At 44.8% G+C, this 25327-nt stretch carries 15 protein-coding genes; 12 read left to right on the forward strand and 3 right to left on the reverse strand.

All coding sequences use genetic code 11. The features are described 5' to 3' along the window. Positions 1-85: 85 nt before the first annotated feature. The 6 genes from AB6735_RS02980 (at position 86) to AB6735_RS03005 (ending at position 8993) form a co-directional block, all read left to right on the forward strand. On the forward strand, positions 86-1990 hold the full coding sequence (locus AB6735_RS02980; protein WP_370994341.1) for a RagB/SusD family nutrient uptake outer membrane protein: 1905 nt from the start codon (positions 86-88) through the stop codon (positions 1988-1990). A gap of 24 nt (positions 1991-2014) precedes the next feature. Continuing rightward, entirely contained in the window at positions 2015-2719 is a 705-nt protein-coding gene (locus AB6735_RS02985) for a DUF3823 domain-containing protein (RefSeq protein ID WP_370994342.1), read from the forward strand. 91 nt (positions 2720-2810) lie between these two features. Further along, entirely contained in the window at positions 2811-4652 is a 1842-nt protein-coding gene (locus tag AB6735_RS02990) for a glycoside hydrolase family 2 protein (RefSeq protein ID WP_370994343.1), read from the forward strand. Between the two features lie 14 nt (positions 4653-4666). Continuing rightward, positions 4667-6739: a beta-L-arabinofuranosidase domain-containing protein gene (locus AB6735_RS02995; protein ID WP_370994344.1), complete on the forward strand. Its 2073-nt coding sequence runs from the start codon at positions 4667-4669 to the stop codon at positions 6737-6739. A gap of 15 nt (positions 6740-6754) precedes the next feature. Continuing rightward, positions 6755-7906, forward strand: coding sequence for a sialidase family protein (locus AB6735_RS03000; RefSeq protein WP_370994345.1), 1152 nt, complete (start codon positions 6755-6757; stop codon positions 7904-7906). A 10-nt stretch (positions 7907-7916) separates the two neighbouring features. Further along, the gene (locus tag AB6735_RS03005) at positions 7917-8993 is read left to right on the forward strand and encodes a cellulase family glycosylhydrolase (protein WP_370994346.1); all 1077 of its coding nucleotides are present in this window, start codon (positions 7917-7919) and stop codon (positions 8991-8993) included. Between the two features lie 100 nt (positions 8994-9093). Here AB6735_RS03005 and AB6735_RS03010 read toward each other — a convergent pair whose 3' ends face one another. Further along, positions 9094-11946, reverse strand: coding sequence for a TonB-dependent receptor domain-containing protein (locus AB6735_RS03010; protein ID WP_370994347.1), 2853 nt, complete (start codon positions 11944-11946; stop codon positions 9094-9096). A 268-nt stretch (positions 11947-12214) separates the two neighbouring features. Here AB6735_RS03010 and AB6735_RS03015 point away from each other — a divergent pair, with 268 nt between their 5' ends. The 4 genes from AB6735_RS03015 to pckA all read left to right on the forward strand — a co-directional run bounded on the left by AB6735_RS03015 (position 12215) and on the right by pckA (position 17740). After that, on the forward strand, positions 12215-13276 hold the full coding sequence (locus AB6735_RS03015) for a sensor histidine kinase (RefSeq protein ID WP_370994348.1): 1062 nt from the start codon (positions 12215-12217) through the stop codon (positions 13274-13276). Further along, positions 13273-13971 (forward strand): LytR/AlgR family response regulator transcription factor, encoded by a 699-nt coding sequence (locus AB6735_RS03020; RefSeq protein WP_370994349.1) that lies wholly within the window; start codon positions 13273-13275, stop codon positions 13969-13971. Before AB6735_RS03015 ends, AB6735_RS03020 begins: the two co-directional genes overlap by 4 nt. 147 nt (positions 13972-14118) lie before the next feature. Next, the gene (locus AB6735_RS03025) at positions 14119-15888 is read left to right on the forward strand and encodes a CocE/NonD family hydrolase (protein ID WP_370994350.1); all 1770 of its coding nucleotides are present in this window, start codon (positions 14119-14121) and stop codon (positions 15886-15888) included. 253 nt (positions 15889-16141) lie between these two features. Next, positions 16142-17740: a phosphoenolpyruvate carboxykinase (ATP) gene (pckA, locus tag AB6735_RS03030; protein WP_370994351.1), complete on the forward strand. Its 1599-nt coding sequence runs from the start codon at positions 16142-16144 to the stop codon at positions 17738-17740. Between the two features lie 159 nt (positions 17741-17899). On the opposite strand, the gene fbp is transcribed toward pckA, so the two are convergent. Both fbp and AB6735_RS03040 read right to left on the reverse strand, forming a co-directional pair. After that, positions 17900-18934 carry a class 1 fructose-bisphosphatase gene (fbp, locus tag AB6735_RS03035; protein WP_370994352.1) on the reverse strand — a complete coding sequence of 345 codons (1035 nt, stop codon included), beginning with the start codon at positions 18932-18934 and terminating at the stop codon, positions 17900-17902. Positions 18935-19096: 162 nt separating this feature from the next. Next, positions 19097-20995: an AAA domain-containing protein gene (locus AB6735_RS03040; RefSeq protein ID WP_370994353.1), complete on the reverse strand. Its 1899-nt coding sequence runs from the start codon at positions 20993-20995 to the stop codon at positions 19097-19099. Positions 20996-21214: 219 nt separating this feature from the next. Between AB6735_RS03040 and AB6735_RS03045 the strand changes: the two genes are divergently transcribed. Both AB6735_RS03045 and AB6735_RS03050 read left to right on the forward strand, forming a co-directional pair. Continuing rightward, positions 21215-21490: a hypothetical protein gene (locus tag AB6735_RS03045; protein WP_370994354.1), complete on the forward strand. Its 276-nt coding sequence runs from the start codon at positions 21215-21217 to the stop codon at positions 21488-21490. Between the two features lie 283 nt (positions 21491-21773). After that, the gene (locus tag AB6735_RS03050) at positions 21774-25214 is read left to right on the forward strand and encodes a ThuA domain-containing protein (protein ID WP_370994355.1); all 3441 of its coding nucleotides are present in this window, start codon (positions 21774-21776) and stop codon (positions 25212-25214) included. Positions 25215-25327: the final 113 nt, after the last annotated feature.

A 25327-nucleotide genomic window follows, 5' to 3' on the forward strand; every position in this document is an offset into this window, starting at 1 on the left:
ATGAAACCATCATGAGCTGCCGCTCAAAAAACAAATAAACATAGCCCATGATAGCTTCATTGCCCTTAAAAAACAAATTGTTCTAATGAAAAAGATATTCACAATAGCTATGATTTCGATACTGATAGGCGCGGAATCATGCAAAAAAGATAGCGATTTTTTAAATGTGCCACCAAAATCGGTGGTCACCACCGATGTGGTTTTTTCAGATCCTGCACTGGTATTATCTGTATTAGGCGACCTGTATAATCGTGTGCTCGATTTTTCGAGCCTGGATGCCGGCTGGACAACCTTTGCCGACTTTGGAGAATCATTCCCTTCAGATAATGGACAGTACGGCTTTGTTCAAAATAGATCATGGGATTATGGTACCTGGGGTACCTGGGATTACGGTTATGTACGCGACCTTAACCTGTTTATTGATAACGTAACGGCATCAACCAAACTGCTGGCCGCTGATAAAAGCCGTTTCCTGGCCGAAGGACGTTTTTTACGTGCCAGTTACTACTTTGAAATGGTTAAAAGAATGGGCGGTGTTCCTTTGATCACGCAAACACTTACTTATGATAACAGCGGTAATGTAGTGGGCTTGCAATTCCCGCGGGCAAAGGAATCAGATATTTATGATTTTGTGATCAGCGAAGCCGAAGCCATCAAAGGCTTATTACCTTCTGACCCAAATGAAAAATCAAGAGCAACCAAAGCTGCCGCGCTGGCTATGGAAGCCAGAGCAGCATTATATGCGGGCTCTATAGCAAAATATGGCGCTGCAACACCACAGGTTTCATTACCAGGGGGCGAGGTTGGCATTCCATCAAATATGGCCTCAGGATACTACACTAAAGCTTTGGCTGCAGCAAAGGAAATTATCAACGGCTCTGCCGGATCATATAAATTATACCAGGTGCTGCCCAACCTTTCCGACAATTTTGCAGCTATATTTTTAGATAAAAGCAGCGTAAACCAGGAATCGATATGGGTAGAAGATTTCAAGGCTCTTGCCGGTAAGGTACACTCGTTTACCACCAACGATCAGCCTTATTCTGTTTCGGATGAAGCTTCTGATGCCGGTCGTTTAGATCCATCCTTAAACTTAGTACAATCATTTGAAAAACTGGATAACACTTTTGCACCAATAGCTACCAAAGATGGCTCAGGTAACCCAATCTACTATGCAGATCAGCAGGATCCATTTGCGGGCAGAGATGCCAGACTGGCTGGTACAGTAATGTTGCCGAACTTTTTCTGGAAAACAGCATACATTGATATCTGGGGAGGTTATCTGCTGGCTAATGGCAATATCATCAGCAGCGATGATGCGACACACTATGCCGCGCTGCCCGGTACTACCACACCTATACAGGTGGTGGGTAAAGATGGCCCAACACCAAGCGGAGAGCCGCTCCGTACTCAAACCGGTTTTTATGTCCGTAAATATCTTGACCCTGCAACAGGCTCAGGGCGCAGAGGGCGTCAGAGCGATGTTAACTTTATCCGTTACCGTTATGCCGAAGTTTTATTAAACGCAGCAGAAGCAGCCTTTGAATTAGGGCAAACCAGTGATGCCGCGCTTTACATGAATCAGGTAAGAGCTCGTGCAGGTTTAACCACACCACTTACGGCTGGTGATATCACCTTTGATCGTATAGTACACGAACGCCGGGCCGAACTTTCATTTGAAGGGCACGTTTTGTTTGATATGAAACGCTGGAGAATAGCAACCAAAGTTTGGGATGGCAATCCGGAAAGCTTAAATGATTTAACCAGTAATATCGGCTCAGCTACCAAAAGAAATACACAGCCATGGGGCCTGTATCCGTACAAATATTACAATCCGGGCAATCCGAATAATGGTAAATGGGTATTCAGAGAGGTATTGCCAGCACCGGTAACCGGTGTGCTCACTTTCAGTTTGGGTAATTACTATTCAAGAATTGGTGACAATATCATATCTGCTAATCCAAAAATCAAGAGACAGCCAAACCAATAAGTATATTACTATAAATCAAAGATCATGAAAATCAAATTTCATCACATAGTCCTATTTATCCTGATGCTTTCGGCCGCTGGTTGCAGTAAGCTGGATAATGTTAAACCTCCTTCGGTTAAGCTAACCGGGCAATTAATGTACAAAGGCTCACCTATTGGGGTGGAATATAGTAAGGTACCTTTTCAACTTTACCAAACCGGTTATGCAGGCAACACACCTATTAACGGTACATTTGATCAGGATGGCAGCTATTCCGTATTAACTTTCAATGGGAATTACAAATTCACTATTCCTGGTGGACAGGGTCCTTTTCAATGGAAAGAACTTCCATCAGGTGGGCGCGATACAATCAATATCGCCCTGAACGGTGATCAAGCTGTGAATATCGAAGTAACGCCCTACTATATGATCCGTAATGCGCAAATAACAGCAGCCGGTGGTAAGATCACGGCCAACTTTAGCATTGAAAAAATAATTACAGATGCAACGGCCAAAAGCATACAAACAGTAAGTCTGTTTGTAAATAAAACCCAGTTCGTATCGCCAACTGATAAAGCCGCAAAAATAGATCTGGATGGGGCAGCCATTACCGATCCGGCTAACGTATCATTGAATGTGGCTATTCCTTCGTTTCCGGTAACGCAAAACTATGTTTATGCCCGTGTTGGCATCACGATAGCCGGGGTGGAGGATATGATATTTTCGCCGGTAGTTAAAGTATCGTATTAATTACAATTTAAAGGGGCCATACAATGGGATGGCCCCTTATCTTTATCAAATAAATCTTAATTCCATATACCATTACATCTGTTTATCCCTGATGAAAAAACTGAATCTTTGCGCATCTATTTTAGTTTTCGCTTCCCTCTCTGCCAGCGCACAGCAAAGTGACTGGCATTTGATCAAAGATCATATTACCACCCCCTGGGCTGAAAAAGTTGACCCCAAAGCTCCGCTGCCTGAATATCCACGACCGCAATTGGTACGCCCTAACTGGCAAAGCCTGAATGGTTTGTGGGACTATGCAATAGTACCTAAAGCAACAACTGGTCCCGCAAGATATGAAGGAAAAATATTGGTGCCTTTTGCTGTTGAATCAGCATTATCGGGCGTGGGCAAAATAGTAGGTAAGGATAGCATGTTGTGGTATAAAACAAGTATCACCCTTAATAAAACCATCAAAGGAAAAGATATTTTACTGCACTTTGGGGCTGTTGACTGGCGTACGGAAGTATTTGTGAACGGAAAAAGCGCCGGTATTCACGAAGGCGGTTTTGATCCCTTTACTTTCAATATAACTCCTTATTTAAAAGGCGGTTCAAAGCAGGAGATTAAAGTAAGCGTTTGGGATCCAACAGATGACGGCCCGCAGCCACGTGGCAAGCAGGTTAAAAAGCCGGAAGGTATCTGGTATACCCCTGTTACCGGGATCTGGCAAACCGTTTGGTTGGAAGGTGTAGCCAAAACGCATATCGACGCTACCAAGCAAATACCCAATATTGATGATCACACCCTTTCGGTTTCGGCGGAAGTTACCAATAGTCAGCCTGGCGATAAATTGAAGATCAGCGCCTGGGATGGCCAGACACAGATTGACGAGAAGATTGTAGATGTAGGCGCAACAGCTATTCTGGATATTAAGAATGAAAAATTATGGTCAACAACAGATCCTTTCCTGTATGATCTGCGCGTAGCTCTTATTCGGAACAATAAACCGGTTGACGAAGTGAAAAGCTATTTCGCTATGCGCAAAATCTCATTAGGTGCTGATGCCAATGGTGTACAGCGCATGTTGCTGAACAACAAGTTTGTATTTGAATATGGTCCGCTTGACCAGGGATGGTGGCCAGATGGTTTATACACCCCGCCTACATATGAAGCCATGAGCTTTGATATCGATAAGCTGAAAGCCATGGGCTTTAACATGATCCGCAAGCACATTAAGGTTGAACCAGCCCGCTATTATGCTTATTGCGATAAAACCGGGATGCTGCTTTGGCAGGATATGCCCAGCGGCGATTTGGGTAACCATTGGGAAAACCGCCCGGGTGTGTATGATCGTGCCACAGATCAGCAACGTACGCCGGAGTCTGAAGGGTATTACCGTAAGGAATGGAACGCCATCATCAATGCCTTATATAACTATCCATGCATTGTAGTATGGACGCCGTTTAATGAAGCCTGGGGACAATTTAAAACAGTAGAGATAACCGAGTGGACGATGAAAAAAGACCCGTCACGCCTGGTGAACAGCGCCAGTGGAGGTAATTTTTATGCAACCGGCAATATCGTCGACTTACATAATTACCCGCATCCGGCTATGCCACGCGCCGAGATCTTCGGCAAAACGCAGGCCGTAGTATTGGGCGAATTTGGGGGCTTAGGCTGGCCGGTAGAAGGCCATACCTGGCAGGCTAATAAAAACTGGGGCTACCAGAACTTTAAAAATGGTGACGACCTGTTTAAAAAATACGCTTCGTTTACCGACAGGTTGCAGGAACTGATCAGATTAGGTCTTTCGGCAGCAGTATATACCCAAACCACCGATGTGGAAGGCGAGGTGAACGGCTTTATGACCTATGATCGTAAGGTGATCAAAATGCCGGTTGAATCGCTGCAAAAGGTAAATAGTAAACTGTGCGATCCATCTTTAGTAAAATAAAATAATCGCTGAATATGCGCTTTAAAAACAAGATCAACGTAATAAAAAAAGGTATCTGCTTCACAACAGCTTTTGTATGTTCAGGTATCGCGGCAATGGCCCAAACTGGTGTAAAAGCTACCACCATAACCAAGATTGATAACGGGCAGGCCAATGCTTTTTACGTAAATAACCGTGCGCCCTTGCAAAAGCAATATTTTACCAAATTGCCTGTTGGGAGTATTAAAGCAGGCGGCTGGCTCAAGAAAGCGTTAGAGTTGCAGCGCGACGGCCTGACCGGAAACCTGGGCGAGATCAGTATCTGGCTATCTAAAACCAACAATGCCTGGCTCAATAAAGAGGGTAAAGGCGAGTATGGATGGGAAGAACTACCGTACTGGTTAAAAGGCTATGCCGATATCGGTTATATGCTGAAGGATCAGAAAATGATAGCTGAAGCTAAATTCTGGATAGATGCAGTGCTGAACAATCAACGGGATAATGGTGATTTCGGTCCGGCCCGGATGAATAAAGGCAATCGCGATCTGTGGACGAACATGCCGATGCTTTGGTGCCTGCAATCGTACTACGAATACAGTAAAGATCCGCGGGTTATCCCCTTCATGACCAAATATTTTAAGTACGAATTATCTATACCCGATGATCATTTTTTAGAGGATTACTGGGAAAACAGCCGGGGAGGTGATAATATGCTCAGCGTGTACTGGCTGTACAATCGTACCGGTGATAAATTCCTGCTCGACCTGGCTACCAAGCTCGACAGGAATACAGCCAATTGGCGGCAGACTAATAACCTGCCCAACTGGCATAACGTAAATGTGGCTCAATGTTTCCGCGAGCCGGCAACCTATTACCTGCAAAGCCATGATCCAAAAGATCTGAATGCCACATATAACGACTTTAAACTCATACGCACCATCTATGGGCAGGTGCCCGGCGGCATGTTCGGTGCCGATGAAAATGCCCGAAAAGGTTATGATGATCCACGCCAGGCTGTTGAAACCTGCGGTATGGTGGAGCAGATGACCTCAGACCAGATGTTGCTGGGTTCAACAGGTGATACCTTTTGGACCGAGAACTGTGAGGATGTGGCTTTCAATACTTTCTCAGCCGCCTTTATGCCCGATTACCGATCACTGCGTTACCTAACAGCGCCAAACATGGTGGTAAGCGATAGTAAAGACCATCACCCTGGTATCTCCAACGAAGGACCGTTTTTGATGATGAACCCCTTCAGCAGCCGCTGCTGCCAGCATAACCATGCTGCGGGCTGGGTTTATTACGCCGAAAATAGCTGGATGGCAACGCCGGATAATGGCCTCTCTGTACAGCTTTACACGCAAGGGCAGGTAAACGCCAAAGTGGGTAGCGGTACACCCATAAGTCTTACAGAAACCACTAAATATCCATTCGAAGATCAGGTAGATTTTACAATTAATGCACCAAAACCGGTGAGCTTCCCGCTTTATCTACGCATCCCCGAGTGGTGTAAAGGGGCCACCGTAAAAGTAAACGGCGCTGCTATACAGGTAAACACCGCCGCTGGTAACTATATCAGGTTGACCAAAACCTGGAAAAACGGCGATAAAATAACCCTGCATTTACCTATGCAACTTAAAGTTCGCCAATGGGCTGCTAACAAAAATAGTGTGAGCGTAAACTACGGTCCGCTTACTTATTCGCTTAAAATTGATGAGCAGTATACCAAACAAGACGGCCGGAAATCAACCCAGGGCGATTCGCATTGGCAAGCCAGTGCCGATCCACAGAAATGGCCCTCGTATGAGATCCATCCGGCATCTGCCTGGAACTATGGTTTGGTGATTGATGAACAACATCCGGAGAGATCTATCGAGATCATCCATCGCAGATGGCCAAAGGATGATAACCCTTTTACCAACGCTAACGCGCCAATTGAACTCAAAGCAAAAGGCAAACAAATTCCAGGCTGGACGATAGATCAATACGGCCTATGTGGTGTACTACCTCAAAGCCCGGTAAAAACAGATAAACCTTTGTCAGAATTAACGCTGGTGCCTATGGGGGGGGCCAGGTTAAGGATATCATCATTCCCGGTTGTGGAATAGTTATTAAAGTAGATTTTGAAAGCTTTTATAACCATATTGACCTTTGTTTTGCTATCGGGCGCACAGCTTAAGGCTCAAAATTCGCCTGCCATTGTGTGGGATCAGTCAACGCTAAAACAGGTGGCGCCACTATCGGGGAGTAAAAGCGCCAATTATGCCCGTATGATACAGCTGCATAATGGCAACCTGTTATGCGTATATGAAAGCAATGGCGGGGTGGAGTGTACGCAAAGCCATGATCTGGGTAAAACCTGGCTTAAACCGGTTGTAATAGCTTCTGCTGTTTCCGGTGTAAATATGAGTGTGCCCGAGATCCTGGAACTCAAAGATCATTCCCTGCTGGTATCTTATAATCCGCGGCCGCATAAAATAAATGGCAGCTGGGATACCACCAAGCATTTTGCCATCCGTACCAAAAAAAGCTACGACGAGGGTAAAACCTGGCGCGATGAGCGGTTGATATACGAGGCAAGCTATCAATTTGAGGATGGCTGCTGGGAACCATCGCAAATACAGTTACCCAATGGCGAAATACAGTTATATTTCTCTAACGAAGGGGTTTACACACACTCTAACGAGCAAAATATCTCCATTTTCAGATCGCATGATAACGGGTTAACATGGACTCAAAAGCCCGAGATAGTTTCTTTTACACCTGGCCATCGCGATGGTATGCCTGTACCTATTATCCTGAATGGGACAAAAGAGATCTTGTTTTCTATCGAAGACAATGCCGGCGGACAGTTTAAGCCATCCATCATCCGTAATAGTTTTAATCAAAACTGGCAAAAAACGGTAGGCGCTAACGACCCTGAACGTACTTATGCCCTAACACCCAAACTCCCGGATACCGTTTATGCCGGCGCGCCATACTTACGTCAATTACCAGGAGGACAAACTATATTATCATATCAAAGTACCTTTGGCAGAAACGGCAATTGGGAGCTGGCCTGCATGCAGGTAGCGGTAGGTAATAGTAAGGGTGAGAACTTTGTAAATACTGCAACGCCATTTAACATTCCCCTAAATAAACATGGGTTATGGAACTCGTTATGTGTACTTAATGACGGCACCATCATCGCCCTTACCTCAACCGATGCTTATAACAGTTATACAGCCATTTGGATGATTAAAGGACATTTAATCAATAAAAAAAGCACTTACTAAATAATAACACATGCAAAATAAACTGAAATTATTTGCCATCGCATCGATCGTCTTGCTCCATGTGACAGCATCAGCACAACAAAAAGCACCTGCACAGGTATGGTCGGCGCAAAAAGCAAAAACATGGTATGCGCAGCATCAATGGCTGGTGGGCAGCGATTTTATACCCAGCACGGCCATTAACCAACTGGAAATGTGGCAGGCCGATACCTTTGATCCCAATACCATTGATAAAGAGCTGGGCTACGCGCAAGGTATAGGCATGAATGTGATGCGCGTGTTTTTGCATCACCTGGCCTGGCAGCAGGATCCGGAAGGTTTTAAAAAACGGGTTGATCAGTACCTGGCTATTTCCAGTAAGCACGGCATCCAAACCATGTTTGTGTTTTTTGATGATTGCTGGAACAAGGAACCCAAAACAGGGAAGCAGCCCGAACCCAAACCTGGTATCCATAACTCCGGCTGGATGCAGGACCCTGGTCAGCCAGCTTCTGAAGACCCTTCCAATTTTCCAGCTCTGGAAAAATATGTAAAAGATGTATTAAAACGCTTCGCTGCCGATAAGCGCATATTACTGTGGGATCTGTATAACGAACCTGGTAACTCCGGCAAAGGCGATAAATCGCTGCCCTTATTAAAATCTGTATTTAAATGGGCCAGGGCGGTAAACCCAAGCCAGCCGGTAAGCGCCGGTGTATGGAGCTGGAATTTAGAAACTCTGAACCAATATCAGATAGCCAATTCCGATGTGATCACATATCATGATTATTCGCCCGAGGCAGATCATTTAAAAACGGTTCAGTTCCTGAAAATGGTTGGTCGCCCTTTGATCTGTACCGAGTACATGGCCCGCCCGCGCAATAGTTTGTTCAGCACAGTATTACCTATGCTGAAGAAAGAAAATGTAGGCGCTATTAACTGGGGTTTTGTATCGGGCAAAACTAATACCATTTACGCCTGGGATACCCCAATACCTGATGGCAGCGAACCAAAACTGTGGTTCCATGATATTTTCCGCAAGGATGGCACGCCTTACAAGCCGGAAGAAACGGAGTTGATCAAAAATCTTACAGGTAGAGGAAAATAAAAAACGCGTCATTGCGAGGTACGAAGCAATCCCCGATTTGCAGATCGACTCTGTACAGTTAGGGATTGCTTCGTACCTCGCAATGACGCGTTTTTATAAATTAAAAAGTATAAACAACTTTTCCTGATAAAAACCTGCCGTTAAATCCAAATTGCGATACCGCACGGCTGTATACAAAGTGCCCGTTGGAGGTATTATCGCGGTTGGTGGTGTAATTATTGGCCGGGTTACCGCTTAGGTTATTCACATTATTGCGCGGATCCATATAGTTTTTGTCCGGGTAAACATCAAACAGGTTGCTGGCGCTGATGGTAACGCCCAATTGTTTGATCACCTTATAGCTTATCGCCAAATCGGTTACCCATTTGCCTGAGTAAGTTTGGTCAAGCTCCAGGGGCAGATTGTTGGCGGGAATGGTAGGATCAACCGAATTGAGGTAAGTTACCTTGCCAAAATAAACCGACCTTAACGAAAAGTCGAACTTCTTGATGTTATACAAGGCGCTCAGATTGATCTTGCTGGCTGGTACTGATGATTCAAAACGGGAACGTTCTGTACGGTCGAACAGTTTGGCTTTTAATGCAGCACTACCTTCTATAATGTCCGATCCTTGTATCGAGCGTACTTTGGTCTGGTTAAAATTAGCCGCTGCAGAAAGCGTTAAGCTGCTTGCAGAGTTGATATTGATCCTATCGGCCAATACAATGTCCAAGCCTTTGGTACGGGTAGAGATGGCGTTGGTGAAAAACTGTACACTATTGATCTGGCCGTTGGGGTCAACCGTATTCAATATGTCGGCCACTGCGGGAATAGCCCGGGTAAACTGGCTCGAAAACACGATACGGTCTTTGATATCTATCTGGTAAGCATCTATTGTGAATGTTAATGCTGAGGTTATTTTACCGGCCAGGCCTAAGCTATAAGATTTTGATTTCTCGGGCTTCAACGATCCTACACCAAACTTCCTCACAATGGGATTGTCGTTATTAACGGTTAATACCTGCGTAGGGTTACCACTCACAAACTGCGTGCTCTCATTATTAAAATACCGTTGAGCCAATGAAGGCGCCCTAAAGCCAGTCGCGATAGCACCACGGATGGCCAACTGATCGATCACCTTTACTTTGCCGGTAAATTTATACGAGAAGTTGGAACCAAAATCGCTGAAATGCTCATAACGGCCGGCGGCTTCTAACAATACGCGCGGGCCAAATTCGGCTTCGTAATCGGCGTATAAACTCTGGTTGTTTCTTGATTTGTCAATAGCATTGCTCGGTTTAAAACCAGGGAATACCTGTGAACCAGCAGCAGCCGGTGTGGTACCAACCAATCTGCCGGGAATATTTTTTGATGGCTGTCCATAAGAGTAAGACAACTCCTCGCCGGGTTTTATTTCGTAATTATCAATACGGTATTCAGCGCCGTATGCCATGTTCAACGAAGTCAGGAAACCTGTAAAATCATACTTGCGGGAAACATCAAGATTCACTGTGTTTTGCTTAAAGATCAGTTCGCCGGCCTTGAATGATGTCGGACTTGTACCAATCGGCAACGAAGCATTCAGGGTATGGTCAATAGTATAGCTCAGGTTGTTTTCGCCAAAGGTATTACTCAGGTCGTAGGTCCAGTTGCTGAGTTTTCCTTTAACCCCACCGCTTGCCGATATATCATTGATAGAAGTATTGATAAATGGTAAAAAGCCATCGGGATAAATAGTAGCGTCGATCTGGGTAAACTGGTTGGGCAGGCGAATAAATCCTGCCGCCGAGCCGGTTTTATGTGTATAGCCGGTTGCCAGGTAAACGGTAGCCCAATCAGCCACGCTGTACTGTGCATTGCCAAAACTTCCAAAATTTTTGGAGTGGGAATTACCAATGATCATATTATCGCGACTAAAACCATCAGCCTTGGCTTTGGCATCATCGGCGGCTTTGATGCCTGCAAAACGGGTCTCAAAATCAGCTTCGGATTCATTGGCGCCTTTGGTAGGCAATGCTGAATAGATTAAAGGGTGGGTATCCAAACCACCGCGATTGGTTGCTCCGCGATCCAAATACTGGGCTGCTATGTTCACAAAGCCTTTTCCGTTCAGGTCCCAGCCCTTGCTGCCGTCTATCTGGTAAGTTTTACCATCGGTATAAGTATTCCCATTGGTTGATGATGCCGATTGTCCGTAACTGGTAGATATTACCAGTGGGGTAACTTTCTTCAATACAATATTGATCACCCCGGCAATAGCGTCTGATCCGTACTGGGCTGCTGCACCATCGCGCAAAACTTCAATATGATCAATAGCGGCGAGAGGGATGGAGTTCATATCAGTACCAACTGTACCACGACCAAATGTACCGTTGATGTTCACCAAAGCTGTGGTATGGCGCCGTTTACCATTCACCAGTACCAATACCTGGTCGGGCCCAAGACCTCTTAACGATGCCGGGTCGATGTGGTCGGTACCATCGGCCACGGTTTGCCGGTTTGAGCTGAAGGAGGGCGCTATGTAATTTAATACCTGCGTAATATCCGTTTGTGGAAAACTGCGCATCTCTTTAGCCGAGATCACATCAACCGGCACCGGCGATTCAATATTGGTGCGTGGCTTAGTGGAGCGGGAACCAACCACTGCCACTTCATTAAGCGCGTTGCTCAAAGGTTTGAGGCTAAAATCAAGTGTTTGGGTTCCGCTACTGATGGTTACATTGCTGGTTTGGCTCTCGTACCCGATGAAGGAAACTTTAAGCTGATAACTGCCCTGCGATAGCTTGAGCGAATATTCGCCCTTTTCGTTTGAGGATGCTCCCTGCGAAGTGCCCACAACCGAAACGCTTACGCCAGGCATGGCCAAGCCATTTGCGGCATCAGTTATTTTACCTTTTATCCCCTGGCCGAATAATATATTAGCGCTGGCCAAAAACACTAATAATAACGAAGTTTTAATGTACAGAATTTTCATAGTTAATAAGATTTGGGTTTAATATAGCGATTTGTATCAAAAAAATACATTATCGTTACAGTTAATTCATTATAAATCAAATTTATTGATGGCATTTTCAATAATTTATATTAAATAGTATAGATATGGAAGATGAATAAGCCATATCAGATATATTGTTTGCCTTGAATGTTTTATGACCCGTTTATCCCCGAAATACCCCGTTCCTGTACTTTATTTTTTTGTTGCGGATAGATTTTGTTGCTTTGGATAATAAATAAAAACCAAAGTGAAAAAGAAGCTATCTCTCACCCTTTACTGGAAATGTCAGCTCATCGGCTGGTCGGTAGCTGCGTTGTATTGGGGGTACACAGGCATCACCAGTGAACGCTTTGATCCATTACTGGGCCTGCTGCTGTTTATAACCGATGTGGGCTTTTATATCCTCATCACCCATTTATACCGCAATTTTGCGCTGCGCCACCAATGGCAATTGCTGGGACTTAACCAATTGCTTCCACGGATTATAACCTCGGTTATTGTATTGGGTTTAGTCTTTACCTTGGTCACCATAGTCAAGATATATTTTTTAAAATATTGGTTTATACCTGGTTTTCAGCAACCATTCGCAGAATTTGTTCAGACGAACAAGCAGCCGATTTTTGTAACAGGCGTTCGGTTAATGTCTATCTGGTTACTTGCCTATCATTTATATCAATATGAGCAGCGGGAGATTCGTATAGCCAAAGAAAACGCCCGTTTGGCCATTATTACCCGCGAGGCGCAGCTGAATAACTTGTCGGCTCAGCTAAATCCCCATTTTTTGTTCAATTCGCTTAATAATATCAAAGCCCTGGTGATCGAAAGCCCAGAATCAGCACGCAGGGGTATTGATTTATTATCAGATATCCTGCGCACCAGTTTATACAGCGGTGATATGATGTTGACATCCGTAAACAATGAGATTGAACTGGTTAAAGATTATCTCGAACTGGAAAAACTGCGCTTCGAAGAACGTTTACAATTTGCCATTAAGGTTGATGACGAACTTTTAAAAATATCGATACTAAGACTAAGTATACAAACCCTGGTTGAAAATGCCATTAAACATGGCATCTCGAAGCAAAAAGATGGTGGACTTGTCAGTATCCAGGTCGAAAAATTTCCGGAACATATTTGTATCAGCGTTCAAAATCCAGGGCATTTGGATATTGACGAATCTGCAAGTGGCGTGGGTCTTAAAAATTTGCAGGAGCGACTGGAGTTACAGTATAAAGGTAAGGCTACTTTTACCATTACCGGACGTATGCCGGGTATTGTTTTAGCGACTATAATGATCCCCAACCTATGAAAAAGCTGCGTGTATTGATAGTTGATGATGAACGCATGGCCAGGCAGGAGGTAAAACGCCTGCTGATACCTTATCTCGATATGGAGATCATCGGAGAAGCTGGAAACGCCGATGATGCGGCTATACAAATAGCAGAAAAACATCCCGATTTACTTTTTCTGGATGTGCAAATGCCCGAACGCTCGGGGTTTGATCTGCTGGAATCATTGACCGAAGTGCCCGAAGTGATATTCACCACAGCTTTTGATGAGTACGCGGTAAAGGCTTTTGAAGTGAACGCGATGGATTACCTCACCAAGCCCATCCGCGAAGAACGTTTTGCCCAGGCTATGGAAAAGGTAAGGCAAAAGCAGGCACAACAAATCAGCGATCCTCAAATATTTGTAAAAGACAGGCAGCAATATCATTTCATTAAATGGAGCAAGGTACACTTGATCGAATCGATGGATAATTACGCCCGACTATATTTTGAAGAAAAAAATGTATTCCTGAAAAGCTCCCTCAACCAGTTAGAAGAGAAACTGGATCCGGATATTTTTTTCAGGATCAATCGTTCACAGATCATCAATCTGCAGTTTATTAAAAAAATTAACATTAGCCTTAATGGCCGTCTGCAAATCAGTATGCAAACAGGCGAGGAGCTGGAAGCATCAGACCGGCAATCGGTAAAACTGAAAAGCATGGGGCGCATATAAGCCTCATCCGGCCTTTGGCCACCTTCTCCAAAGGAGAAGGGAAACGACATGGGTTAGATCTGACTAGCTTAATAACAAAAGAATCATCCTGCTAATCCAGGTCCTCTCCTTTGGAGAGGATTTAGGTGAGGCTTAAACACTAAAATTATGACCAGAATACGCTGCATGGCATGGCTATGCCTTTTTTTAACCAATTATTGCAAGGCACAAAAGATTGATTATCATAAAATTAACGCTATTGATAGTGCAACTATTGCCCGGCAAGACCGCGATAGACGATATAACATCCAAAATGTTTTGATTAAAACAAAGGATGGGGCTTCTATAGCTGCCATCGTTGTAAGGCTTAGAGGTGTAACTGCCCCGCAACCGGTAATTTTACAGTACACCATTTATGCCGATAGTACAGCCTGGAAGAGCATTCTTGAGCCTGCTGTTCATGGTTATACCGGTGTGATGGCATATACCCGTGGCAAGGGTTTAAGTCCGGATCAGATTGTTCCTTATGAGCATGATGGCAAAGATGCTAATGAGGTGATCGACTGGATCAGTAAACAAAGCTGGTGTAATGGTAAAATAGGTATGTATGGAGGCAGCTATAATGGTTTTACGCAATGGGCCGCGGCCAAATACCATCACCCGGCACTCAAAACCATTGTGCCTTATGTGGCGGCAATACCAGGTTTGGGTTTGCCGATGGAAAATAATGTGTTCATCAACGCCAATTATGGCTGGTTTCTGTATGTAACTAATAATAAGTACCTGGATAACGAGGTATACTACAATCCGAGGCGCTGGCGATCAATAAACGATAGGTGGTATACCAGTGGCGCAGCCTATAACAAACTCGACAGCGTTGACGGAACGCCCAATCCCTGGTTGCAACACTCGTTGAAACATCCTGGTTTCGACAAATACTGGCAGGCTCAGGTGCCCTATCAAAAAGACTTTGCCAATATCAATATCCCTGTGCTTACCGTTACCGGTTATTATGATGATGGCCAGATATCGGCTTTGCATTATCTGCAGGAGCACTTAAAATATAATCCCAGAGCCGAGCATTACCTCATCATTGGCCCTTATGATCATTTTGGGGCACAACGGGGCGGATCTCCTGTATTGCGCGATTATACTGTTGATTCCGTAGCCTTGATCAATACCCGGGATATTACCTTTCAATGGTTTAATTATATATTAAAGGGTGCTAAAAAGCCGACTATGTTGCAGGATAAAGTGAACTTTGAGATTATGGGCGCCAATAAATGGGAGCATGCGGCCTCTATCTCTAAAATGGCCAATACTACGCTTAACCTATACCTCACTAATAAAAAAGAAGGCGATTATTATCTCCTCTCTGATAAAAAGCCCGGTACACAGGCGGCCATAAACCAGGAAGTAAACCTGGCCGATCATCAAACTTCAAACAATAACAATTACTATCCGTTTCCCATCATCAAAAAGGAACTCGACCGTAGCACCGGCTTGTTTTTTATGAGCCGGCCTTTTGATAAACCGGTAGAGGTAAACGGTATGTTTGCTGGTAGCTTAAAGGCCATGATCAACAAAAAGGATATGGATATCGGCGTTTCCTTGTATGAAGCGATGCCCAATGGTGATCTGTTTGATCTATCGTACTTTTTGGGGCGCGCCAGTTATGCGCATGATATGAGCGTGAGGAAATTGCTGCAGCCAGGTAAAATAGAAACAATCCCCTTGCACCGTAGCCGTATGGTGAGCCGTCAACTGAGCAAAGGCAGCCGCCTGCTGGTGATATTGGATATTAATAAAAACTCATTCGCGCAGGTTAATTATGGAACGGGTAAAGATGTAAGCTCCGAAAATATAAGCGACGGAAAAATTCCGCTGCGTATTAAATGGTATAATGATAGTTTTATAAGTGTACCAGTTAAAGAATAAATAGGTAATAGGAGGTATATAAATACATGAAAATGCCCTCAAATGGCCGTTTTTGGCTTATTTCCGTCAATATTACAGCTATAAATATTTCAAAAACAATTTACTACCGAAATTGATGATAACACCCTGATTAGTAGATAGAACTGGCTTAGTGTATTGAATACAACTGATTGATTATCAGTGATTATATATTTTGAAATGCGTTTTGGTAGTCTTAGTTTTGTTCCAAACCAATAACAAAATTTAATGTGATATGGGACAAATCACTAATAAAACTACAAGCTTTCGAACGGAGTTTCCGGAGTTAAATAAAGCTCAGGAAATCCACTATCAATTACCGCCGGAAGATTTGATAAAAGCCGCCCTGGAACGTAAGGAGGGCTATTTAACAGATCATGATGTATTAACTATTGACACCGGCGAGTTTACCGGCCGCTCGCCCAAAGATCGCTTTATTGTGCTGGATAGTGTGACAAAAGATACGGTTTGGTGGAGTGATATTAATATCCCTGTTGATGCGGAAGTGTTTGATAGTCTGTACACTAAGGTAATGACTTACCTTTATGATAAGTCTATTTTTATACGTGATGCCATGGTCTGTGCCAACAAAAGCAGCCGTCTCACTTTACGTGTGATTACCGAAACTGCCAGCCAGAACCTGTTTGCTTATAACCTGTTCCTGCGCCCTGATGGGGTTATTGATCCGGAATGGACTATTATATCGGCACCGGATTTTAAGGCTAATCCTGCTGTAGATGGTACCCGTCAGCATAATTTTTCGATCATCAATTTTACACGCAAGGTGATTTTAATAGGAGGGACGGGTTATACAGGCGAGATCAAGAAAGCGGTATTTACTGTGCTCAATTTTTTGTTGCCTCAGCAGGAGATCCTGCCCATGCATTGTGCCGCCAATAAAGGCGTTGATGGCGATACGGCCATCTTTTTCGGTTTATCGGGCACCGGAAAAACTACACTCTCTGCCGATCAGGACCGACAACTGATCGGGGATGATGAGCATGGTTGGGGCGAAAATTCGGTATTTAATTTTGAAGGGGGATGTTACGCTAAAATAGCAGGACTGACTGCCGAAAAAGAGCCGCAAATATATCATGCTATGCAACCAGGAGCACTTTTGGAAAATATTTGTTTTAAACCCTGGTCAAAAACGGTGGATTTTGATAATCTATCCAAAACGGAAAATATCCGCCTGTCGTATCCTATGAGTTTTATCACCAATGCAATAGAGCCGGCAATTGGTGATATTCCAAAGAATATATTTTTTCTTACGGCAGATGCTTTTGGTGTGCTGCCACCTATTTCCAGGCTGAATAAGGCACAGGCTATGTATTATTTTCTTTCGGGCTATACCGCTAAAATAGCCGGAACGGAATATGGTATCAACGAGCCGGAAGCTACTTTCTCTGCTTGTTTTGGTAGGGCGTTTTTACCCTTGCACCCCACCAAATACGCCGAAATGCTGGGTGAGAAACTGGATAAGTACCCGTTGAATGTATGGCTGGTAAATACCGGCTGGACAGGAGGGTCATACGGGACAGGTGAGCGCATTAAACTGAGTTATACCCGAGCCATGATCAAAGCCGCACTTGGGGGAAAGCTGAACGATGTGCCTTATCAAAAGCTGCCCATTTTTGATCTGATGATACCAGAAAGTTGCCCAGGCGTGCCATCAGAGATATTGAACCCGGTAAATACCTGGACTGATTCATATAACTACGAAGAAACAGCCAATCACCTGGCCAGTCTTTTCCGCCAAAACTGCAGCCAATACAAAGGTTTTTCTGACGGAATGTTATGTTCTGTTGGTCCAACAGTTGGAGCGGCTGGATAATAGATCATAATTGTGTTTCGTTTTCAAATAAGAAAACCCCGGTAACTTGCCGGGGCTTTTGTTTTTTTATGGAAGCCTCACCCAACCCTCTCCAAAGGAGAGGGCTTTAAAATCTTTTTTTGAAGTCTCCCCCTTTGGGGGAAATTTAGAGGGGGCTTTTTACCCCGCCAGGTCCATACTTATTTCCTCCTCTACAGCGTTGGCCATAAATTCCTCGGCTTTAAGCACCATTTGTTCGGAGCCGATAAAAATAGGGGTACGCTGATGCAGGGAATTAACATCCAGTTCCATAATGCGGTTTTTGCCGTCTGTAGCACGACCGCCGGCTTGCTCAATAACAAAGGACATGGGGTTACATTCATAAACCAGTCGTAATTTACCGCCTGGGGTGGCCGCAGTAACCGGGTAAATAAATATACCACCTTTGATCATGCTGCGGTGCAGGTCGGCTATCATAGAGCCTACATAGCGCGAACTGTAAGGGCGATGGGTAGCTTCGTCCTCTACCTGGCAATATTTGATGTATGATTTTACCCCTTGCGGGAAATGTACATAGTAACCTTCGTTGATAGAGTAGATAATACCTGTTTTAGGTATTTTCATATCCGGGTGCGACAGGCAAAATTCGCCTATGGATGGATCCAGCGTAAATCCGTTAACTCCCTTGCCGGTAGTGTAAACCAACATGGTTGATGTCCCGTAGATGACATAACCCGCGGCAACCTGGTTTACCCCTTTTTGTAATACATCGGCCAGTGTAGCCCGGCCCGAGGTGCTTTGTCTGCGGTATATAGAAAAAATGGTGCCTACTGATACATTTACATCAATATTGGATGATCCATCCAATGGGTCAATGGCCACAATATATTTAGCATCGAGGGAAACATCGGTATCCAGCATCACGATCTCCTCATTCTCTTCGGATGCAACAATACAGCACTCCCCACCGCTTTTAAGGGCGGTTATGAATTGTTCATTGGCATAAATATCCAGTTTTTGCTGACTTTCGCCCTGAACGTTAGTGCTGCCTGCTTCTCCCTGCATATCCATCAAGCCTGCTTTGTTTACCTCACGGTTCACAATTTTTGCCGCGATACCTATATCGCGCAGCAAACGTGAAAGCTCACCTTTGGCGTAAGGAAAATCGGCTTGTTTTTCAATGATAAATTGTCCTAATGTTTTTGCTTGTGCCATAGGCTTAGTGTGTTTTTTACGTATTAATTTGTCCTTGGTTTGCTGACAAGATAATCATAAAAAAGCCTAAAATGAAACAATTCGGCAATATTTATCGTCGATAACGATTGCGTAACTCAGTTTGATAGTGTAAAAATGGCTACTAAAAGGTGTTAGCATGGTTTATTCTTCACCGGCATATGTCCAGGCGCTTTCGTAGGCATTCAGGCGTTCGGTGTATTCAATCAGGTCCGCATAAAAAGGTAGCCTGCTGAGGGTGGAGCTGTCGCCGATAACCACCAGTTTCTTTCTGGCGCGGGTTAAGGCAACGTTCATCCGGCGGATATCTGAAAGGAAACCGATCTCACCTTCGGAATTACTGCGCGTCATGCTGATATAAACCACATCCCGTTCCTGTCCCTGGAAACTATCAACCGTATTAATAGAAATATGTTCGCTGTGGGGAAGTAATTCCGGATGGGCAGCCATCAACTCATTCAACACCCTGATCTGTTCCTTATAAGGCGCGATAATGGCAACGCTGGGGAAATTGGCGGTATCAGTTAAATTGACTACCAACTTATTCAGGTGTTTTAATAAAAACGCGGCCTCTTCCGGATTAGCTACACTTGTACCTTGCTGTTGTTCATCAAAGCCACAACCCGCGGTATCTACAAATGAAACCGGCATATCACCCTGAAATAACAGGCGTTGCGCTACTGAAGTATGTGCTTTAAGTCTGTTCTGATAAAACTCTGCCGATGAAAAGCCCATGATGGCTTCGTGCATGCGGTATTGTTCTTCCAGTAATACCATGGCTTCAGGGTGTAGAGTGGCGCATTTTTCGAGCAGGGTAGTACTCAGTCCATTTTTCGCCGCTTCTGCCGATTTAATGGTAGGGGGTAGCTGGCAATGATCGCCGGCCAGTATTACTTTTTGCGCTTTCAGTATTGGGATCCAGCAGGCGGGTTCCAGCGCCTGGCCAGCTTCGTCAATAACTACGGTTTCAAATTTTACATCGCGTATGGTGTAATGATTGGCGCCTACCAAAGTAGCGGTGATCACCTGGGCTTTGCTCACCAGGTCGTCAACAATATGCTGTTCGGTAGCCGCCACATCTTTCATGATCTTGTGCGCTTCGTTAAACAGGGCTTTGCGCTGGTCGCGTTCTGCTTTACCAAAGCTGCGTTTGTATTTGTGGGCCATGTCCTTATAAGCACTGGCCTGTTTCTTGAGTTTTTTGATCTCTTTGTTATCGCTGTGCTCAGCTATCTTACTATCGAGTGTTAACGAGAACAATTTTTCGGATACCCGGGCAGGGTTGCCAATGCGCAATACATTCAAACCTTCATCAGTTAGTTTTTCGCTGAGCAGATCAACCGCTGTATTGCTGGGGGCGACAACCAAAACTTGTTTTTTATTTTGTTGAATAAGTGCCTTAATAGCCTGTACCAAAGTAGTGGTCTTACCTGTGCCCGGCGGCCCGTGAACAATAGCCAGGTCTTGTGCCGAAACTATTTTATTAACCGCCTCTGTCTGCGACGCATTTAAGCGTGGAGCGAAAAAGGGGGCAAGGGTATTAAACATGGGTGGTTTTTCGCCGGTAAGGATATGGATCAACCGCCCTTCCTGTGGTTTTGCCGCCAGTGCCGAAGCCTGTTTTATGGCGTTCTGCATTTCGTCGTAACTGTTGTTGTCAAAAAGCAGGTCGATGCCCAGTTTGCCATCGCGGCTCCAGTCGGGCAGCTCGTCGGTGTATAGAGTAATTTTTAAGCGGTCGCCGCCCTGATAGGTGATGGTTCCTTCCACGCGATCGGTTTTTGGATCGTGATTGGAAAACAGGGCAGCCGGTACGCCAAAGCGCAATTGGTGAGCCAGGTCTTTGTGCGTGGTGCGTTCTACCTCTACGCTGATATAATCGCCCCGGCCGGGTTCTGTACCGCGAATGGCGATAGGATACCAGCTAAGGCCCTGTGCCCGGCGGTCGGCAGCAGATGTGTTTTCGGTTAGTTTAAGATAGGCGTTACGGTCCTCCTCTTTTTCTTTATTCAGTAGATCAAGGAGCTTTTTGAAATAATCCATTGCCTGCAAAGGTAGGATTTTTGGGAGTAAGGATAGGGAGAGCAAGGAGCAAGGATTTTTGGGAGTAAGGATAAAAGGAGCAAAGCACAAAGATTAAAGACATTAGCAGCCAGCATCAATACGCTATTCATCCTTGTGCCTGCTCCAAGAACCTTTGCTCCAAAAAAACATGTAAGGGTGCGCCGTACGATACGACTAACTCTTAAAAAGGGGAGGAATATGGATGAACTAACAAAAGTAGCATACAACTGTCGTAAAGCCACTCATTTAATTGAGAAGAAGCTGATAGACCATTTAACGCTTCGCGAAAAATTGGAGTTGAAGATCCACCTGGCCGGTTGCTCGGTTTGCCGGGTGTTTGAGCAGCAAAGCGGGTTGATCAATAAAATGGTGCGCGAGCTTTTCCATCCGTCAAAAGTTACTGAATTAAAGCTGGATGAAGAGTGTAAAAAACAGATGCAGGAACGTATTGAAGAAAAACTGAACAAGCATTGAGATAAAAATTTACTAAACCGATATAGCTTGCCGGGAGTGAAGAAAATGAGCTGATGAAAATTAAGTCAGGTAACAATTTACTTATAATATTTAATGAATAGAGATTAGTGTAGTAAATACACAAATAAATATTAATATTGTAATAACCAATTGCTTAACCGGTAATACTTCATCTGTAGATAGTGCTTTTTATCATTGCGCGCTTATTAAGAGATAATTGTGCTTTATGACGATGGATTTTTGCCGGTTGATAGAATAAAAAATATCAACTAAATCTCACATCATGTCTCTGAAATTCAAACTCATCTGTGTTTTATGGCTTGGGCTTAGCTTTTTACTGTATTCGTTTAAAAAGCCGGCTCCGGAACCACGTGTCCTGGTGTTTTCAAAAACACTGGGCTGGCATCATTCCTGTATCCCTTTTGGTATAGCGGCTATCCAAAAGCTCGGGAAAGAGAACGGTTTTGAGGTGGATACCACCACCAACTCGGCGCTTTTTACCGACGATAACCTTAAAAAGTACCAGGCGGTGATATTTAACTGTACCACCGGCAATGTATTAAATGCTGAAGAACAGGCTGCTTTTGAGCGTTATATCCAGGCCGGTGGTGGTTTTGCCGGCGTGCATTCCGCCGCGGATACGGAGTACGACTGGCCCTGGTATGGTAAACTGTTGGGGGCATACTTTTCCAGTCATCCCAATAATTCCAATATCCGCAAGGCAACTATCGATGTTACTGATCGTACCAATCCCATCACTGCCAATTTACCCGCCCGCTGGGAACGTACCGACGAATGGTACAACTATAAGTCTATCTTCAGTGGCATTCATGTGTTGGCCAGTCTGGATGAAAATACCTACGATGGCGGTACCAACGGCGCCGACCATCCCATTACCTGGTACCATGAGTTTGATGGTGGCCGCTCTTTTTATACCGGCTGCGGCCATACCGACGAAAGTTACAGCGATCCGCTGTTTTTAGGACAGTTGCTGGGCGGTATCAAATACGCTATGGGTAATGGTAAACCTTTGGATTATAGTAAGGCTTACTCCAAAGTAGCGCCGGATCAGGGACGATTTGTGAAAACCGTACTGGTGAATAACATCGCTTCGCCTATGGAACTGGCTGTGGCCAAAGATGGCCGGGTGTTTTTTACGCAGTTGTATGGCAATTTTTCTGTGTACAATACCCGCACCAAACAGTACAAGGTCATCCATAAATTCCCCATTACTGATGACGGCGGCACCGGTGTTATCGGCCTTACACTCGACCCTAAGTTTGAAAGCAACGGCTATGTTTACATCTATTACATGCCAGCCGGGCAAACCATAGAGCCATTGAATTTTCAACTATCGAGGTTCAGTATAAGTCAGCAGAACGTACTCGATCTCAAATCAGAAAAGATCTTATTTAAAGTACCAGTTCAAAAGGTGAGCGGCGCGCATCACGGCGGCTCCCTGGCCTGGGATAAGAACGGTAACCTGTATCTTTCTGTCGGCGACAGCTCCAGTCCATTCCCGTCAGATGGTTATGCCCCGCTGGATGAACGCCCCGGTCAAGAACACTATAGTCTGGATGCACAACGCAGCGCCGGTAATACCAATGATCTGAAAGGAAAGATCCTGAGGATTCACCCAGAGGCCGATGGCACCTATACCATTCCCGAGGGTAACCTGTTCCCGAAAGGCACACCAAAAACCCGCCCCGAAATTTATGTGATGGGCTGTCGTAACCCATACCGTATAGCGGTTAATCCCAAAACCTCGGTATTGTACTGGGGCGAGATAGGGCCGGATGCAGGGCATGATTCGCCACGCGGCCCGCGAGGTTATGATGAATTTAACCAGGCCAAAAAAGCCGGTAACTTCGGCTGGCCCTATTTTGTGGGTAATAACTTTGCATACTCACATTGGGATTTTGTGACCGGCAAGCCCGGTCCGCTGTTTGATCCAAAAGCGCCAGTGAATAATTCGCCCAATAATACAGGTTTAAATGTATTGCCTCCGGCTACACCGGCTATGATCTGGTATCCTTACGCTGCGTCGGACGAGTTCCCAGAACTGGGCCTGGGTGGCCGCTGTGCTATCGGCGGCGATTTTTATGAGTATGATGCCAGCAATCCTAATCCTAATAAATTTCCTGCGTATTATGACGGTACCTTATTTGTTGCCGACTGGATGCGCAACTGGGTTATCGACCTCAGGTTTGATCAGAATGAGAATTATGTGCGCAACGAAGCCTTTATGCCCTCAACCGGCGATTTCAGGCGCCCTATCGATATGGAGTTTGGCCCTGATGGTGTATTTTATATGCTGGAATACGGGTCGGTTTATGGTGCGCAGAATGAAGATGCCCGCCTGGTGAAAATTGAATACAATACCGGTAACCGTGCCCCGATAGCCAAGGCATCCATTACCGATACCGCCATGATCAATCTCTATCAGCATACCAAATACCTCACTGCCGAGTTGAAAACCATGCCGGTTAAAAAAGAAATTGCTGGTCAGGCGCCGCTTACGGTAACCGTTAACGGACAAGGCAGTCGCGATCTGGACGACGATGACAAGATCAGTTATCAATGGCTTTTTGATGGTAAAACCGTTGGCGCTACCACAGTTTATGCAACGCATACTTACACTAAACCAGGTATTTATAAGGCTATACTTAAAGTAACAGATAAGGCTGGCGCGATTGGTCGCGATACCATATTAGTGAAAGTTGGCAATACAGTACCATCCGTTAGCATTGTAAGTGCCGATAATAAATCGTTCATCTGGAAAGGTAAGCCATTCAAGTACAATGTGGTGGTAAAGGATAAGGAAGATAAAGTGATCGATCCAAAACGGATAAAGCTGTTTTACGTTTATAATCCGCAGCCTTCCACAGATGGTAAGGCCGTTAAAAGCCTGGCAGCCTTATCGACAGCTGAGATCAGTTATCCGGGTAAAGCCCTGATGGCGGCCAGCGATTGCAAATCGTGCCATACGGTTAATAAAACCGCCGTAGGGCCAAGCTTTACAGCAATAGCCAATCGTTATAAAACACAAAAGGGCTCGGTTGATAAATTGGCCAAAAAGATCATCAATGGTGGGGCGGGCAGCTGGGGGACAGAGCATTTGATGAGCGCGCACCCGCAGTTATCTACTCCGGACACCAAAGAAATCGTACGCTATATTTTTTCGCTCACGGATAAAAAGAACAAAGTTATGCCTCTGCCGCTGCATGGTAGTCTGAATTTGAAATTTAACGATGCCGAACCACGTGGCCAATACACCTTATTTGCTTCATATACCGATAAAGGAGGTAAAGTAGTTGGCCCATTGACAGGTACCGACGTGGTAACCTTGCGCAACTCGGATGTGAAAGCGGCTTATGCTGACGAACTGAAGGGCTTTAATCGTTTTAAGAACGACCTATCAGCCGGGAACCATAAATCGTATGTGATGTTCAAAGATGTCGACCTGTCGAACATCAAAAAGTTTGTTTACCAATATGCGTCTAAAGATGCAGCAGGCGAGATAGAAGTACGTATCGATTCGCAGGCCGGACCGGTGATCAGCTCCGCAGCCTATACAGAAACCGGCGATTGGAAAAAAACTGCCTCCTTAACCGCCGACATACAAAAACCGCTGAGCGGCAAACATGATATTTACTTTTTCGCCATCAAACGAAGCAAACCAAGCGAAGGTATTTTGAGTATTAAGGATATACAGTTTGAATAAGAGAAAGCCTCACCCCAGCCCTCTCCAAAGGAGAGGAAGCTAAATTAAATTGAAAAACTAATATGTAAATAAAGTCCTCTCCTTTGGAGAGGATTTAGGTGAGGCTTCGCAGA

Source organism: Mucilaginibacter sp. RCC_168 (assembly GCF_041355315.1).
Classification (GTDB): domain Bacteria; phylum Bacteroidota; class Bacteroidia; order Sphingobacteriales; family Sphingobacteriaceae; genus Mucilaginibacter.